The organism is Actinophytocola gossypii, assembly GCF_025165815.1.
Taxonomy (GTDB): Bacteria; Actinomycetota; Actinomycetes; order Mycobacteriales; family Pseudonocardiaceae; genus Actinophytocola; species Actinophytocola gossypii.
This window is the reverse complement of sequence record NZ_JAFFZE010000016.1, coordinates 451,291-466,972: the sequence shown is the minus strand read 5'-3', so window position 1 is coordinate 466,972 and position 15,682 is coordinate 451,291. Positions and strand designations below refer to the sequence as shown.

Sequence of the window (15,682 nt, the reverse complement as noted above, 5' to 3'; positions counted from 1 at the left end):
GAGGATCCATTGGACGATGGATCTGCGCGGTACGGTGCTCAGGACGATGGGAGATCCGGGTGCCGGCGCCAATGTTCAGGCGGCGGCACAGGAAGCGCTCGACGAGGGTTCGGTCGACACCTTCCTGACGTTCCTCAACCACGGCCTCTACGTCGCCCGCGCGCTCGACGCCTGTGCGGCTCAGCCGGCATAGCGAGCAGGACAGGAGAACGAACGGGGCCGCGGCGACAAACGCCGAGGCCCCGTTCCCGTTCGGATGACTCAGGTGCGGGCGCGTGCCTTCGGGTACAGCGACGCCGCCAGGACCACCGCGATCACCGCCGCGATGACCTGGAAGATGTGCCGCCACCAGTCGAAGCCGTCGGTTTCCGCCACCCCCGTCCAGCCGGCGACGAGGTTGCCGACCAGCGCACCGACGATGCCGGCGAGGATGGTCAGCCAGAACGGGATCGCCTGGCGACCCGGAGCGAGCAACCGCCCGAGGATTCCCAGGATGATTCCGGCGATGAGCAGGCCGATAATTGCGCTCACTGACCACATAGCTGCTCCTCAGCGTATTGAGTGGTACACCACAGGTACCACTGATCCGCGGAGGTCACACCTCGGCCGGCATCACGAATCGGCTCAGAAAGCCGCTTCGTCCAGCTCCATCAGCGAGTTGTCGGCCGACTCGACGATCCGGCGGCCGGCCGACAGCTCCGGCAGCACGTTGCGCGCGAAGAACGACGCGACGGCGATCTTGCCCTCGTAGAAGGCCTTGTCCTTGCCCGTCGCCCCGGCGTCCAGCGCCGCGATCGCCACCTCCGCCTGCCGCTGCAGCAGCCACCCGACCAGCAGGTCGCCCGCGGCCATCAGCAGCCGAACACTGTGCTGGCCGACCCGGTAGACGCTCGCCGTGTCCTCCTGCGCCGCGGTCAGGTAGCCGATCATCGCGCCGAGCATGCCCTGCACGTCCTCGAGGGCCTGCTTGAGCAGCGCGCGCTCCTCCTTGAGCCGGCCGTTGCCGCTCTCCGCCTCGATGAACGCGGAGATCTGGCCGGCGAGGTGGGTGAGCGCGGTGCCCTTGTCGCGGACGATCTTGCGGAAGAAGAAGTCCATCGACTGGATCGCCGTGGTGCCCTCGTACAGGGAGTCGATCTTCGAGTCGCGGATGTACTGCTCGATCGGGTAATCCTGCAGGAAGCCAGAGCCGCCGAGCGTCTGCAGCGACTGGGCGAGCTGCTCGTAGGCCCGCTCGGACCCGACACCCTTGACCACCGGCAGCAGCAGGTCGTTGACCCGGGCGGCGAGCGCACGCTCCTCGTCGGTGCCCTCGCCGGTCCACTCGACGTCCTGCATGGTGGCGGTGTAGAGGTACACCGCGCGCAGGCCCTCGGCGTAGGCCTTCTGCAGCATCAGGCTGCGCCGCACGTCCGGGTGGTGGGTGATGGTGACCCGCGGCGCGGTCTTGTCCGTCATCTGGGTGAGGTCGGCGCCCTGCACCCGCTCCTTGGCGTAGCTCAGCGCGTTCAGGTACCCGGTGGACAGCGTCGCGATTGCCTTGGTGCCGACCATCATCCGCGCGTACTCGATGACCTGGAACATCTGCGCGATGCCGTCGTGCACCTCGCCGACCAGCCAGCCCTTGGCCGGCACGTCGTGCTGGCCGAACGACAGCTCGCAGGTGGTGGAGACCTTGATGCCCATCTTGTGCTCGACGCCGGTGACGTAGACGCCGTTGCGCTCGCCGAGCTCACCGGTCTCGCCGTCGAAGAGGAACTTCGGCACGAAGAACAGCGACAGGCCCTTGGTGCCCGGGCCCGCGCCCTCGGGACGGGCCAGCACCAGGTGGGCGATGTTCTCGCTGAGGTCGTGCTCACCCGAGGTGATGAACCGCTTCACGCCGTCGATGTGCCAGGAGCCGTCGTCCTGCTTCACCGCCTTGGCGCGCCCGGCGCCGACGTCGGAGCCGGCGTCCGGCTCGGTGAGCACCATGGTGGCGCCCCAGCCGCGGTCGATCATCAGCTTGGCCCAGCGCTTCTGCTCGTCGGTGCCGTTCTGGTACAGCACCTGGGCCATGCTCGGGCCGGACAGGTACATGAACAGCGGCGGGTTCGCGCCGAGCACGAGCTCGGCGGCGGCCCACTGCACCGACGGCGGGAGACCGAGGCCGCCGAGGTCGTTGGTGAGCGCGAGGCGCCACCACTCGCCGTCCCAGAGTCGCTGGTAGGCCTTGCGGAAGCCCTCCGGCAGCGTGACCGAATGGGTGGCGGGGTCGAACACCGGCGGGTTGCGGTCGCCCTCGGTGAACGAGTCGGCGAGCGGCCCGGTGGCCAGGTTGTTCAGCTCCGCGAGTACGCCGCGCACGGTCTCCTCGTCGGACTCGGCCAGGACGCCCGTGCCGAGCCGCTGCTGGATCCGGAAGACCTCGAACAGGTTGAACTCGAGGTCACGCACGTTGCTCTGGTAGTGGCCCATGGTGGCTCCCCGTCTTTCTCAGCTTCCCCTACTCGGCGGTAACTTCAGGATATTACTTGCCGGTAGCTCGGGCAAGTGACCCCGGGGAGAACGCCTGTTCAGTCGCGAGCGACCCGCGAGCCCGGCACGTGCTCGTCGTCCACGACCAGCACGCCAGAGCGGAACGCGATCGCCACCGCGTGCGTGCGGTCCCGCGAGGCGAGCTTGCGCAGGATGCTCTTGACGTGCGTGCGGACGGTCTCGACGGAGACGAAGAGCAGGTCGGCGATGGCCTGGTTCTCCAGCCCGTCGGCGATCAGCTGCAGGACCTGGTGCTCACGGCGGGAGAGCGCCTGCCGGGGCCGGCGCGCCGGCGGCGGGGCCGGGGTCGCGAGCATCGGGGCGAGGACCGGGTCGAGGTAGCGCCCGTCGAGGTGCACGGCCTGGATCGCGCGCAGCACCTCGCCCGGCTGCGCGGTCCGCCGCAGCGCCCCCCGCACCCCGGCGGTGAACGCGACCGTGAGGTGCCGCGCGGTCCGCTGCGCGTCGGCGACGAGCAGCACGACCCCGATCTCCCGGTTGCCCGCGGTGAGCGCCTGGACGAGGTGCCCACGCGGGTCGAGCGAGGAGTCGACGAGGACCACACCGGGTCGCAGCCGTTCGCACAGCCGCTGCCCGAGCACGGCGGACTCGGCCGCCCCGATCCAGCGCAAGCCGGGCGTGCGGTGGACGAGCGCGGCGAGACCCTCCCGGACCAGGGGCGTGCCGTCGACGATGGCCACCCCGATGCTTCTGTCGTAGCTGCTCACGGCCGTCCCGTTCTTCTCGCCGGCGCCCAGTCGACTCAGGGACGTCGGTCACCGGTGGCCGTGACGGCGTTTTGCGGGGGTGGCAAGCGACGACGAACACTTAGCACTGGACGGGGTCGGGCCACTACTGTTGGTGGCACTGTGGAATCCGACATCGAGCGCAACGCGCAGGACTGGTTCAGGTTCATGGTCGACACGAACCTGGCCCCTGGCCTGCGCGCGCTCGGCTTCTTCGGCGTCGGCCGCCGGTTCCGGATCGAGGGCGTCCGCCACTGGGGCGAGGTCCTGGTGGAACAGGCCAGGTCCTTCACCGCCCGCGCCGTCCGCTTCACCGTCCACGTCGGTGTCATCTCCCGCGACGAGTGGGCCGAACAACTGCGCGTCCGCCCGTACTACCCCGCCGGCGAGGTCACCCAGAGCCACGCCGGGTGGCAGGCCCCGATCGGCGAACTGGTCACCGTCGCCGGCCACCCCATCGGCGAACTCTGGTGGGAACTCGAGGTCGGCCGCCCCTTCGACTCCCTCGCCAACGAGGTCCTCACCGCGGTCCGCGAGTTCGCCCTCCCCGCCATGCGCACCCGCATGCCGCCGGAATAAATGTGGCACGATCGCGCACGTGAGCGGACCGGACGCGACGCGGCAGCACCTGCGTGACCTCGCGCTGCTCCGCCGGGTCCGGGACCGGATCGACCGGGAGTACGCGCAGCCGCTGAACGTCGAGGCGCTCGCTCGGGGGGTGCACATGTCCGCCGGGCACCTCAGCCGGCGGTTCCGGGCCGCCTACGGAGAGTCGCCGTACTCCTATCTGATGACCCGGCGCATCGAACGGGCGATGGCGCTGCTGCTCCGCGGCGACCTCAGCGTCACCGAGGTGTGCTTCGCGGTCGGCTGCTCGTCGTTGGGCACCTTCAGCACCCGCTTCACCGAGCTGGTCGGGATGTCGCCCAGCGCGTACCGCAGGCAGGCGCCGCGGGCGACCCAGGGGATGCCGCCGTGCGTGGCGAAACGGGTCACCCGGCCGGTCAGGAATCGAGAAGCACCGGTCGCCGGCCGCGGCTAGCGTGACCGCATGGACATCACCATTCACCAGGCATTTCTTCCCCACGACGACCCGCAGGCCTCGCTGGCCTTCTACCGCGACACCCTCGGTTTCGAGGTCCGGCAGGAGGTCGAGTACGGCGACCAGCACTGGATCACCGTCGGCCCGCCCGGCCAGCCGGAAACGTCGATCGTCCTGCACCCGCCGTTCGCCGACCCCGGCATCACCGACGAGGAACGCCGGGTCGTCACCGAGATGATGGCCAAGGGCACCTACGCCGGCATCAACCTGGCCACGAAGGATCTCGACAGCACCTTCGAGCGGCTGCAGGCCGGCGACGCCGAGGTCGTCCAGGAGCCGACCGACCAGCCGTGGGGCGTCCGTGACTGCGCCTTCCGCGACCCCGCGGGCAGCATGATCCGGATCTTCGAAGTCCGCTGACCGACCGCCCGGGCGGGCAACCGCACGATGCGCGAACCGCAGGCGACCGCGGGGCCGCGATGGGAGACGACAGATGACCCGCGAACCAGGAACCCCCGGAGCGTTCTCGCGCTGGATGCAGCGCACGATGAACGCCAGGATGAACCGCAGGATCCGAGGTGGACGCGGCGTGGCCATGGGCATGGACGTGCTTATCCTGCACACCGTGGGTCGCCGGAGCGGACAGCCGAGGGAGACGCCCGTCATGTGGGTCGCCGACGGCGACGACGCGCGGCTGGTCGTGGCCTCGGGTGGGGGGAGCCGGCACCCGGACTGGCACGCCAACCTGACCGCCCACCCCGACCGCGTGGCCGTCGAGCTGGCCGGCGGCGAGGCCGTGCCGGTCACGCCGAACCAGCTCGACGGCGCTGACCGCGAACGGGCGTGGCAGCGCATCACGGCCGCCCAGCCCCGCCTCGCCAAGTACCAGAACAAGTCCGACCGGCGGTATCCGGTCATCCGACTCAGCCCGCGCTAGCCCGAACATGGAGACACGATGAGCAAGGCCACGCCGCACGTCGCCGACAGCCACGGGCTGATCCGGGTGCACGGCGCGCGGGAGAACAACCTCAAGAACGTCAGCATCGAGATCCCGAAGCGACGGCTGACGGTGTTCACCGGGGTCTCCGGTTCGGGCAAGAGCTCCCTGGTGTTCGACACGATCGCCGCCGAGTCGCAGCGGATGATCAACGAGACCTACAGCGCCTTCCTGCAGGGCTTCATGCCCACGCTGGCCAGGCCGGACGTCGACGTGCTCGACGGGTTGACCACCGCGATCATCGTCGACCAGCAGCGGATGGGCTCCGACCCGCGGTCGACGGTCGGCACCGCCACCGACACCGGCGCGCTGCTGCGCATCCTGTTCAGCCGGCTCGGGCAGCCGCACATCGGCTCGGCGCAGGCGTTCTCGTTCAACGTCGCCTCGATCAGCGGGTCGGGCGCGGTGACCATGGAGAAGGCCGGCCGGACGGTGAAGGAACGCCGCAGCTTCAACCTCACCGGCGGCATGTGCCCTCGGTGCGAGGGCCGGGGCAAGGTCAACGACATCGACCTCACCCAGCTCTACGACGACTCGAAGTCGATCGCCGAGGGAGCGTTCACCATCCCCGGCTGGAAGTCGGACAGCTGGTGGACGGTGCGGATCTACGCCGACTCGGGCTTCCTGGACCCGAACAAGCCGATCCGCGAGTTCACCAAGAAGGAGATGGACAACTTCCTGTACCGGGAGGCCACCAAGGTCAAGGTCGAGGGCTCGACCCTCACCTACGAGGGCCTGATCCCCAAGATCCAGAAGTCGTTCCTGTCCAAGGACAAGGAGTCGATGCAGCCGCACATCCGGGCGTTCGTCGACCGGGCGGTCACCTTCACCACCTGCCCCGACTGCGACGGCACCCGGCTGTCCGCGACGGCAAGGTCGTCGAAGATCAAGGGCATCAACATCGCCGACGCCTGCGCGATGCAGATCAGCGACCTGGCCGAGTGGGTCCGCGGGCTGGACGAGCCGTCGGTGGCGCCGCTGCTGGCCAAGCTGCGTCACCAGCTCGACTCGTTCGTGGAGATCGGGTTGGGCTACCTGAGCCTCGACCGGTCGGCTGGCACGCTGTCCGGCGGCGAGGCCCAGCGCACCAAGCTGATCCGCCAGCTCGGCTCCTCGCTCACCGACGTGACCTACGTCTTCGACGAGCCGACGACCGGCATGCACCCGCACGACATCCAGCGGATGAACACCCTGCTCCTGCGCCTGCGCGACAAGGGGAACACGGTGCTCGTCGTGGAGCACGAGCCGGAGACGATCGAGATCGCCGACCACGTCGTCGACCTCGGTCCCGGTGCCGGCACGGCGGGCGGCACGGTCTGCTTCGAGGGCACCGTCGACGGGCTGCGCGCCAGCGGCAGCCTGACCGGCCGGCACCTCGGCGACCGGGCGGCGGTCAAGGAGACGGTGCGCGAGCCGACCGGTTCGCTGGAGATCCGCGGCGCGTCCGCGCACAACCTGCGCAAGGTGGACGTGGACATCCCGCTCGGCGTGCTCGTCGTCGTCACCGGCGTCGCGGGATCCGGCAAGAGTTCCCTGGTCAACGGCTCGATCCCGGCCGACGAGGGGGTGGTGTCGGTCGACCAGAGCCCGATCCGCGGCTCGCGCCGGAGCAACCCCGCGACCTACACCGGTCTGCTCGAGCCGATCCGCAAGGCGTTCGCCAAGGCCAACGGCGTGAAGCCGGCCCTGTTCAGCGCGAACTCCGAGGGCGCCTGCCCGAACTGCAACGGCGCCGGCGTGGTCTACACCGACCTCGCGATGATGGCCGGCGTCGCCACCACCTGCGAGGAGTGCGAGGGCAGGCGGTTCGACGCGTCGGTGCTGGAGTACCGCCTCGGCGGCCGCGACATCAGCGAGGTGCTCGCGATGTCGGTGACCGAGGCCGAGGAGTTCTTCGGCGACGGCGAGGCCCGTACCCCGGCGGCACACAAGATCCTCGAACGCCTGGTGGACGTCGGCCTCGGCTACCTCAGCCTCGGCCAGCCCCTGACCACGTTGTCCGGCGGCGAGCGCCAGCGCCTCAAGCTGGCCGTCCACATGGGAGACAAGGGCGGCGTCTACGTCCTCGACGAGCCGACGACCGGCCTGCACCTGGCCGACGTCGAGCACCTGCTCGGCCTGCTGGACCGCCTCGTCGACGCCGGCAAGTCGGTGATCGTCATCGAGCACCACCAGGCCGTGATGGCTCACGCCGACTGGCTCATCGACCTGGGGCCGGGCGCGGGCCACGACGGCGGCCGGATCGTGTTCGAGGGCACCCCTGCCGACCTGGTGGCCAACCCCAGCACCCTCACCGGCGAGCACCTGGCGGCCTACGTCGGCTGATTCGTCGGTTGATCAGGCCAGGTCATGTTGATCGACCGCTCGAAGTCGACGTAGCCGAGGCGACGGAACGCGTTCGCCATCGGGGTGTTGCCGAGGTCCGTTGCCGCCCGGATCCTCGGCACGCCCTGAGTGGCCAGGATCCGGGTGCCCTCGGCGAGCAGGTCGTCGATGTGCCCGTTGCCCCGGTGCGCCGGCAGCACCGCGATGTAGCCGATGATCGGGTTGTAGTCGTTGCGCGCCGGGGTGACGAACCCGACCGGCTCGCCGTCCGGCAGGGTGGCGACCCGCCACCAGTCCCGCGGGGCGCGGTAGTGCGCGAGCTCGTCCTCGTAGTGCCGGACGGCGGCTTCGCGCGGGGACATGCGGGTGAGGTCGTCCCGGCCGTGCGCGTCCAGTGTCCCGTCGAGAACCCGGGTCATCAGGTCGAGGATCTCTTCGGTGTCCCGGACGGGCCGGAACCGCAGTCGCCCCGTCGGCTCGGGGATCGCCGTCCCGGGATGCCAGTCGAACCGCAGCCGTTCCACGAACAGCCGCGCACCGGCGCGTTCCAGCACGGCCATGCGGTCCTCGACGTCGCGCCGGGCGGCGGTGTCCGCCCGCCAGTCGGGCGGGATCATCCGCACGTACTCGGGCGGCCGGGTCCCGGCCGGAACCACGTCGGCCATGGCCCGTTCCAGCAACCGCACGCCGAGGTCCACGCGGTCGCCGCTGTCGTCGAGATCGAGGACGTCCAACAGGAACGGCGTGTCGTCTCCGGCCCGCCCCCACCAGGCGACCCGCGCCACCGGCCGGTCCCCCCGAAGGGCGACCCACATCCATTCCGGCCGCCGCCGACCGGCGACGAGGTCGTCGTCGAGTTCGTGGTTGAGGCCGTAGGGCAGTCGGGTGAAGAGGTCGAGTTCGTCGCGCCCGGCGATCGGGCGCATGGTCAGGTCGTGCTGTTCCACACTCAAGGCACACTCCGGTTTCGAAGGCGCCTGCCCGCTCCGGATCAGGTGCGGTTCGCGCCTCCGGAGAACACAAGCGCAATGATCTTGGGAAGCATCGGCTTATCCCTCCTCTCGGTGTCGTGGCCCCAGGTCCTGCCACCGGAGCCCAGGCGGCAACATCTATGCCATGACGCTCCCGCACACAACTGGATTTCGACCCGCGGGGGAATCGCCGTCAGTTGGAGGAGCCATGATCGTCACCGTCGTCCGGGCCGCCGACTTCGACCGGTTCGTGGAGACCTTCTCGACCAGAGGCGTCGAGAAGAGAAGGGAGCACGGATGCAAGGGCGCCCACCTGTTCCGGGACCCGGAGGACCCCGACCGAATCTGGGTGTTCTTCGACTGGAAGGAAGAGGACTACCAGGGATTCCTCGCGGACCCCGAGATCCCCGACATCGCCCGCGAACTAGCCCTCCAGGAGCCGCCGGTCCGGGTCGACCCCGTCGCCAGCTACGACTCCTGACCACACCCCGAACCACTGCTCGGCGCCGAACTCCTCGAACCGCTCCACCTCACTGAAGCCCAACTTCACCGCGACGCGCCTGGCCCGATCGTTGGCGGTCTGGGTGCAGAGCACCACCGGCTCACCAGGAAACGCGCCGGCGAACCAGCCGAGTGCCGCCGCACCCGCCTCGGCGGCGTACCCACGCCCCCACGCCTCCGGCATGCCCGCGCGGTTCCGGGCCATGGTTCTCCTGGCCGCGTTCGCTTCACTCCGGTGGGGTGAGGTGTCGGCGCTGCGACGGTGCGACATCGCCGAGGACGCGAGCTGGGTGCGCATCACCCGCGCGTTCGTCGAGTCGACGGAGAAAGGGCTCATCGTCGGCCCGCCAAAGTCGAAGGCGGGCGCGCGGACGCTCACGCTGCCGACCGCTGTCCGGCCGGACATCCTCCGGCACCTGGAGACCTACACTAAGGGGTCGCGAGACGCGCTCGTATTCACCGGCGAGAACGGCGGGGCGCTGCGACGGCCGAACTTCAACCAGCGGGTGAAGTGGACAGCCACGGTCACGAAGATGAGGCTCACCGGCCTGCACTTCCACGACCTGCGGCACGCGGGCAACACCTGGGCGGCACAGGCAGGAACCTCAACGCGAGACCTCATGACGCGCATGGGCCACGACGACATGCGGGCCGCGCTCATCTACCAACATGCGAGTAGTGAGGCTGATCAGGCGATCGCGAGCCGACTGTCCCGGCTGGTTGACAACCACCTAGACCTGGGAAAACGCGAGTAGGTCGGCGTGGCTGGGCGATTCCCCCTCGACAAGAGGGGGTACGATCAACGGGAGAGGTAAGTGGGTGGGGCCCGTCGTACCTGGACGGCGCCCCACCCCTCTCCCATGCCACCAAGGTTCCGTCGTACCTGGACGGCAACCTCTCGGGGAGACCTCTACCGTTCGGCCGCGGGCTGGTCATCACCTTGCTGGTGGCGCCCGCGGCCTTTTCGGTTGCTACTGACGACAGTGCCTGGCTGGCTCAAGTCAATGCATAGGACGCCATCGTCCATCGTTGCGGGGAACCGCCGCGCCATTGTCGTGTCGATGCCGTAGTACTTGGTGAACGCGGTGCCCGCAACCAGATAAGGCCCGATGTCCTTGCCGCCTTGGCTGCGAATCGGGTACGCGTGCTCCACGTCGGTTTCGATCGCTCTAAAGCCGATGACCTTCGCCTCAGGGTCGAAGAGCAGTTCCACTGCTTTCGGCTCTCCCAACGCTGCATGAGCTGACTTGTTGAGCGCGAGGTTGCCGCGCTTCTGGATGGTCACGTATGGCTTCTCAGCAAGCGGGACCATGCGCTTGGTGAACACCTCGAACTTGGGCAACGACCTCACCTCCAGTCTGAACGCTCATGTAGTGGGCGACAGAGAGAACCGTAGCAGACGTCACCCCGTCCGCCGAGCGAGTATGGCGGCGTGTCGTAGGCCCGAACGCTTCTATTGCGTGGCTGACTGTGTGTCCACCAGTGTCCACGAGTGACGAGTGACCTTCAGTGTCAGTGCTGTAGTTGGCCCGACAGGGACGCCTTGAAACGAGAGAACCATCCTGAACGGGGCAGTGTTCAGCGGGTGGAGCGGATGGCCTTTCGTGTGGCGCGCTGCGCTCGACGTCGCGCCGAGGAACGCGCGGGCATGCAGGCGTGGTGCCCTCGGAACCCACGTACTCGGGTGGGGGGCAATAGGGGCACGTGAGGGGCACGACGGTGTTGCTCGTTACAAGATGACAGAAGCCCCAGTTCACAATGGACTACCTGTGACCTGGGGCTTCTGGCGTGGAGCGGATGACGGGAATCGAACCCGCGTTCTCAGCTTGGGAAGCTGATGTTCTACCATTGAACTACATCCGCAGGGCCCCGGCGGCGGGGCATCGCTGATGCTACACGGTGGCTGTGGCTAGGGTGAGCGGGTGTTGCTGAGTGATCGGGACCTCCGCGCGGAACTCGCGGACGGGCGCCTGCGGATCGACCCCTGTGACGACGCCATGGTGCAGCCGTCCAGTGTCGACGTGCGGCTGGACCGGTACTTCCGGGTCTTCAACAACACCAGGTACACCCACATCGACCCCAGTCAGCAGCAGGACGACCTGACCACCCTCGTCGAGGCGGGGGACGACGGACCGTTCGTCCTCCACCCGGGTGAGTTCGTGCTCGGGTCGACCTTCGAGGCCGTCGCGCTGCCGGACGACCTCGCCGGACGGCTCGAGGGCAAGTCGAGTCTGGGGCGGCTTGGTCTGCTGACCCACTCGACCGCCGGCTTCATCGACCCGGGGTTCGAGGGGCACATCACGCTCGAACTCTCCAACGTCGCCAACCTCCCCATCACCCTGTGGCCCGGCATGAAGATCGGCCAGCTCTGCCTCTTCCGCCTCTCCAGCGCCGCCGAGAACCCCTACGGCTCCACCGCCGCCGGCTCCCGCTACCAGGGCCAGCGCGGCCCCACCCCCTCACGGGCGTACCTCAACTTCCACCGCATCGACACCAGCCGCTAGCCGGCGCTCCCCGGCCACCGGCGTCAGCACCGCCCCGGCCAGCGGGAACACGGCCGCCACCGCCAGCGCCACCGGGTACCCGAACGCCGTGATCAACGCCCCGAACGCCGGCGCGGCCACCATCGCCACCGCGTTCTGGCCCGTGTTCTGCACCCCGAGCGCCCGTCCGGCCCAGAACGGCCCGGCCAGCTCCGCGGTCGCCGTGAAGCCGAGGCCGTTGTCCGTCACCGACACCACCAGCGCCGCCACCAGCCCGGCCACCGCCAGCCACGAACCAAGTACGTCCCCCACCGACCACGCCACCATCGTCACCAGCGCCAGCACGGCGATCACCCGCATCGGCCCCAGCCGGTTACCCACCCGGTCCGACCACACCCCGGCCACGATCCGGCCCGCGGCCCCGACCACCTGCACCACCGCCACCAGCCGGCCGGCGTCCACCGGGCTCCACCCGCGCTCCGACACCAGGAACGTCACCGCGAACGTCGCCGCCACGAACTGCGGCCCCACCAGCAGCGCGCTCGCCGCGTGCAGGCGCAGCAGCGTCGCCCTCGGGCCGGCCCGGTACGGCGACGACGTGACCGCGGGGCGCGGCGGCCGCGGTGGATCCACGACCACCACCAGCACCAGCACGCCGGCCAGCACGCACAACCCCGCCGGCAGCGCCAGCGCCACCACGGCACCAAACCGTTCGCCGAGCACCGGCAGGGTCGCCGCCGCCAGGCCGAGACCGAGTGGCTGCGCGGTCTGCCGCAGGCCCATCGCCAGGCCGCGTTCCCGCGCCGAGAACCACCCCAGCACCACCCGCCCGCTGGCCGCGTTCACCGACGCCCCCGCCGCGCCGGCCAGCAGCAGCCCGCACCCGAACAGCACCAGCCCCGGCAGGAACAGCGCCGCCGCCAGCAGCACCCCGTTGGCGAGCAGCCCGGCCGCCATCACCAGCCGCTCGCCGTAGCGGTCCGCCGCAGCGCCCCACGCCACCAGCGCGCACAGCAACCCCAGCAGCGGCGCCGACACCAGCAGGCCCGCCTCGGTCAGCGACACCCCGTGCGACGCCCGCAGCTCCGGGATCAGGAACGGCAGCCCGTACAGGAAACTCGACGTCGTCGCCTGGGCCACGACCCCGACCACGAGGATGAGCCAGCGTCGCGCCATGCCCGGCACGGTAGCCCGATGGGGGACAACCCCCGGTCCGGCTCGGGGGCGTCCCGGATGTTCCCGCGACCCCCGGGGCCATAGCGTCGAGTCGACGCAGGAAGACTGAGCAAAAGGGGTTCTGACATGGGCATCGGTCGAGTGGTCGCGGGTGGCGCGGTGGTGCTGGCCGGGCTGGGCGTGCTGAGCGCGTGCGGGTGGGACATCACCAAGGAGAAGGCCACCGACGAGACCGGGATCACCGGCGACGTCACCAGCGTTCTGTTCGACAACGACGCCGGCAACGTCACCATCACGACCGGTGACGCGCCGACGGTCAAGCGGGTGATCCACTACGAGGACGAGCAGCCGGACACCACCCACCGCGTCGAGAACGGGGTGCTGACCCTGGCGCCCTGCCCGGTCGAGGACTGCTGGATCGACTACGAGGTCGTGGTGCCGGAGGGGGTCACCGTCGACGGCAGCCTCGACTCCGGCAACGCCGAGGTCACCGGGGTCGACGAGGCCAACGTCCAGGCCAGCTCGGGCAACGTCACCGTCCGCGACGTGACCGGCCCGGTCAACGTCGAGGCGAGCTCCGGAAACGTCGAGCTGGACGGCATCGGCGGCACGGCCCAGGTGCGGGTGAACTCCGGCAACGCCACCGTCGCCCTCACCGATCCCGCGGACGTCCGGGTCGACGCGGACAGTGGCGACATCGACGTCGCCGTTCCGGACGGCACGTACCAGGTCACCGCCAACGCCGACAGCGGCGAGGTCACCAGCGACGTGACCAGCGACGACACCGCCGAGCACGAGCTCCACCTGCGGGCCGACAGCGGCGACGTGACCGTCCACCGAGCCTGACGGGAACCATTCGCCACCCTCCCGCGTTGAGGGAGCAGAAAGGTTGAGCGCCGGGGGCTCAAGTCCAGATCGGCAAGGCGTAGGATCGCTGTCGCGGACTTGAGCGGTACAGGCTCAACCGAACCAGAGAAAGAGCAGGAGGGAAACCCACCATGGCGCGAGCGGTCGGTATCGACCTGGGGACGACCAACTCCGTCGTCGCCGTCCTCGAGGGCGGTGAGCCGACGGTGATCGCCAACTCCGAGGGTTCGCGGACCACCCCGTCCGTCGTTGCCTTCGCCAAGAACGGCGAGGTGCTCGTCGGCCAGCCGGCGAAGAACCAGGCCGTGACCAACGTGGACCGCACGGTCCGCTCGGTCAAGCGGCACATGGGCACCGACTGGAAGACCGAGGTCGACGGCAAGGCGTACTCCGCGCAGGAGATCAGCGCGCGCGTGCTGATGAAGCTCAAGCGCGACGCGGAGGCCTACCTCGGCGACACGGTCACCGACGCGGTGATCACCGTGCCCGCCTACTTCGAGGACGCCCAGCGGCAGGCCACCAAGGAGGCCGGGCAGATCGCCGGCCTGAACGTGCTGCGGATCGTCAACGAGCCGACCGCGGCCGCCCTGGCCTACGGCCTGGACAAGGGCGAGAAGGAGCAGACCATCCTCGTCTTCGACCTCGGCGGCGGCACGTTCGACGTGTCCCTGCTGGAGATCGGCGAGGGCGTGGTCGAGGTCCGCGCGACGTCCGGCGACAACCACCTCGGTGGCGACGACTGGGACCAGCGCATCGTCGACTGGCTGGTGGACAAGTTCAAGCAGTCCAACGGCATCGACCTGAACAAGGACAAGATGGCGCTGCAGCGCATCCGCGAGGCGGCGGAGAAGGCCAAGATCGAGCTGTCCAGCTCGAACAGCGCCAACATCAACCTGCCGTACATCACCGTCGACGCCGAGAAGAACCCGATGTTCCTCGACGAGACGCTGACCCGCGCCGAGTTCCAGCGGATCACCAGCGACCTGCTGGACCGCACCCGGTCGCCGTTCAACAACGTGATCAAGGACGCCGGCATCAAGGTCGGCGACATCGACCACGTGGTCCTGGTCGGCGGCTCCACCCGGATGCCCGCGGTGTCCGACCTGGTCAAGGAGCTGACCGGCGGCCAGGAGCCGAACAAGGGCGTCAACCCGGACGAGGTCGTCGCGATCGGCGCGACCCTGCAGGCCGGCGTGCTGCGCGGCGACGTCAAGGACGTGTTGCTGCTGGACGTCACCCCGCTGTCGCTGGGCATCGAGACCAAGGGCGGCGTGTTCACCAAGCTCATCGAGCGGAACACGACCATCCCCACCAAGCGGTCGGAGATCTTCTCCACCGCCGACGACGGCCAGACCACCGTCGGCATCCAGGTCTTCCAGGGTGAGCGCGAGATCGCGGTGCACAACAAGAAGCTGGGCACCTTCGACCTCACCGGCATCCCGCCGGCACCCCGCGGCGTCCCGCAGATCGAGGTCACCTTCGACATCGACGCGAACGGCATCGTGCACGTCAACGCGAAGGACCTGGGCACCGGCAAGGAGCAGTCGATGACCATCACCGGCGGCTCCGCGCTGCCGAAGGACGACATCGACCGCATGGTCAAGGACGCCGAGGCGCACGCCGAGGAGGACAAGCGCCGTCGCGAGGAGGCCGAGGTCCGCAACCAGGCCGAGACGCTCGTCTACCAGACGGAGAAGTTCGTCAAGGACAACGACGAGAAGATCCCGGGCGAGGTCAAGGACAAGGTCAACGCCGCGATCGCCGAGGCGCAGGAGTCCCTCAAGGGCACCGACACCGCGGCCATCAAGACCGCGATGGAGAAGCTCGCCACCGAGTCGCAGGCCATGGGCTCGGCGATGTACGCCCAGACCGGCGCCCAGCCGGGCGGCGAGGGCGGCGCCGACGCGCCGGGCGGTGAGCAGCCGGGCGGCCAGTCCGGCCAGGGTGCCGAGGATGTCGTGGACGCCGAGATCGTCGACGAGGACGGCAAGAAGTGACCTCGGAACGACCCGGCGGGAGCCCCGAGGGGCTCGGAGCCGATCCCGGAGAGGAGCCGC

The 15,682-nt window shown here is 69.4% G+C and carries 18 protein-coding genes and 1 tRNA gene; 11 read left to right on the top strand and 8 right to left on the bottom strand.

The window, feature by feature from the left end; translation table 11 throughout:
• Positions 1 to 193, top strand: a 193-nt coding sequence (locus tag JT362_RS23535) for an ALF repeat-containing protein (protein WP_260193814.1), incomplete at its 5' end; no start/stop codon positions are given.
• A 68-nt stretch (positions 194 to 261) separates the two neighbouring features.
• Here the strand turns inward: JT362_RS23535 and JT362_RS23530 are convergent.
• From JT362_RS23530 to JT362_RS23520, 3 genes are all read right to left on the bottom strand, one after another.
• Positions 262 to 540: a GlsB/YeaQ/YmgE family stress response membrane protein gene (locus JT362_RS23530; RefSeq protein ID WP_260193813.1), complete on the bottom strand. Its 279-nt coding sequence runs from the start codon at positions 538 to 540 to the stop codon at positions 262 to 264.
• An 84-nt stretch (positions 541 to 624) separates the two neighbouring features.
• Entirely contained in the window at positions 625 to 2,457 is a 1,833-nt protein-coding gene (locus tag JT362_RS23525) for an acyl-CoA dehydrogenase (RefSeq protein ID WP_260193812.1), read from the bottom strand.
• 98 nt (positions 2,458 to 2,555) lie between these two features.
• Positions 2,556 to 3,245, bottom strand: a complete 690-nt coding sequence (locus tag JT362_RS23520; protein WP_260193811.1) for a response regulator transcription factor — start codon at positions 3,243 to 3,245, stop codon at positions 2,556 to 2,558.
• A 141-nt stretch (positions 3,246 to 3,386) separates the two neighbouring features.
• On the opposite strand from JT362_RS23520, the gene JT362_RS23515 reads away from it, so the two are divergent.
• From JT362_RS23515 to JT362_RS23495, 5 genes are all read left to right on the top strand, one after another.
• The gene (locus tag JT362_RS23515) at positions 3,387 to 3,842 is read left to right on the top strand and encodes a DUF4304 domain-containing protein (protein ID WP_260193810.1); all 456 of its coding nucleotides are present in this window, start codon (positions 3,387 to 3,389) and stop codon (positions 3,840 to 3,842) included.
• 19 nt (positions 3,843 to 3,861) lie between these two features.
• A complete protein-coding gene (locus tag JT362_RS23510; RefSeq protein ID WP_260193809.1) occupies positions 3,862 to 4,305 on the top strand; it encodes a helix-turn-helix transcriptional regulator in 444 nt (147 codons plus the stop codon).
• A 9-nt stretch (positions 4,306 to 4,314) separates the two neighbouring features.
• A complete protein-coding gene (locus tag JT362_RS23505) occupies positions 4,315 to 4,725 on the top strand; it encodes a VOC family protein (RefSeq protein ID WP_260193808.1) in 411 nt (136 codons plus the stop codon).
• A 73-nt stretch (positions 4,726 to 4,798) separates the two neighbouring features.
• Positions 4,799 to 5,242, top strand: a complete 444-nt coding sequence (locus JT362_RS23500) for a nitroreductase family deazaflavin-dependent oxidoreductase (RefSeq protein ID WP_260193807.1) — start codon at positions 4,799 to 4,801, stop codon at positions 5,240 to 5,242.
• 18 nt (positions 5,243 to 5,260) lie between these two features.
• A complete protein-coding gene (locus JT362_RS23495; RefSeq protein WP_260193806.1) occupies positions 5,261 to 7,627 on the top strand; it encodes an ATP-binding cassette domain-containing protein in 2,367 nt (788 codons plus the stop codon).
• Here the strand turns inward: JT362_RS23495 and JT362_RS23490 are convergent.
• A complete protein-coding gene (locus tag JT362_RS23490) occupies positions 7,615 to 8,574 on the bottom strand; it encodes a GNAT family N-acetyltransferase (protein WP_260193844.1) in 960 nt (319 codons plus the stop codon). The genes JT362_RS23495 and JT362_RS23490 overlap by 13 nt on opposite strands.
• A gap of 232 nt (positions 8,575 to 8,806) precedes the next feature.
• On the opposite strand from JT362_RS23490, the gene JT362_RS23485 reads away from it, so the two are divergent.
• On the top strand, positions 8,807 to 9,079 hold the full coding sequence (locus tag JT362_RS23485; protein ID WP_260193805.1) for an antibiotic biosynthesis monooxygenase: 273 nt from the start codon (positions 8,807 to 8,809) through the stop codon (positions 9,077 to 9,079).
• Here JT362_RS23485 and JT362_RS23480 read toward each other — a convergent pair.
• Positions 9,023 to 9,304, bottom strand: a complete 282-nt coding sequence (locus JT362_RS23480) for a GNAT family N-acetyltransferase (RefSeq protein WP_260193804.1) — start codon at positions 9,302 to 9,304, stop codon at positions 9,023 to 9,025. The two genes, JT362_RS23485 and JT362_RS23480, sit on opposite strands and share 57 nt — an antisense overlap.
• Here JT362_RS23480 and JT362_RS23475 point away from each other — a divergent pair.
• On the top strand, positions 9,303 to 9,854 hold the full coding sequence (locus tag JT362_RS23475) for a tyrosine-type recombinase/integrase (protein WP_260193803.1): 552 nt from the start codon (positions 9,303 to 9,305) through the stop codon (positions 9,852 to 9,854). The genes JT362_RS23480 and JT362_RS23475 overlap by 2 nt on opposite strands.
• Positions 9,855 to 10,009: 155 nt before the next feature.
• Here JT362_RS23475 and JT362_RS23470 read toward each other — a convergent pair whose 3' ends face one another.
• Together JT362_RS23470 and JT362_RS23465 are read right to left on the bottom strand one after the other, a co-directional pair.
• The gene (locus JT362_RS23470) at positions 10,010 to 10,441 is read right to left on the bottom strand and encodes a hypothetical protein (RefSeq protein WP_260193802.1); all 432 of its coding nucleotides are present in this window, start codon (positions 10,439 to 10,441) and stop codon (positions 10,010 to 10,012) included.
• Positions 10,442 to 10,888: 447 nt separating this feature from the next.
• Positions 10,889 to 10,962, bottom strand: a tRNA-Gly gene (locus JT362_RS23465).
• Between the two features lie 59 nt (positions 10,963 to 11,021).
• Between JT362_RS23465 and dcd the strand changes: the two genes are divergently transcribed.
• A complete protein-coding gene (gene dcd / locus JT362_RS23460; protein WP_260193801.1) occupies positions 11,022 to 11,603 on the top strand; it encodes a dCTP deaminase in 582 nt (193 codons plus the stop codon).
• On the opposite strand, the gene JT362_RS23455 is transcribed toward dcd, so the two are convergent.
• Positions 11,559 to 12,758 carry an MFS transporter gene (locus tag JT362_RS23455; RefSeq protein WP_260193800.1) on the bottom strand — a complete coding sequence of 400 codons (1,200 nt, stop codon included), beginning with the start codon at positions 12,756 to 12,758 and terminating at the stop codon, positions 11,559 to 11,561. The genes dcd and JT362_RS23455 overlap by 45 nt on opposite strands.
• A gap of 126 nt (positions 12,759 to 12,884) precedes the next feature.
• Between JT362_RS23455 and JT362_RS23450 the strand changes: the two genes are divergently transcribed.
• Together JT362_RS23450 and dnaK are read left to right on the top strand one after the other, a co-directional pair.
• Positions 12,885 to 13,604: a DUF4097 family beta strand repeat-containing protein gene (locus JT362_RS23450; RefSeq protein WP_260193799.1), complete on the top strand. Its 720-nt coding sequence runs from the start codon at positions 12,885 to 12,887 to the stop codon at positions 13,602 to 13,604.
• Positions 13,605 to 13,756: 152 nt separating this feature from the next.
• A complete protein-coding gene (gene dnaK, locus JT362_RS23445; protein ID WP_260193798.1) occupies positions 13,757 to 15,622 on the top strand; it encodes a molecular chaperone DnaK in 1,866 nt (621 codons plus the stop codon).
• Positions 15,623 to 15,682 lie beyond the last annotated feature (60 nt).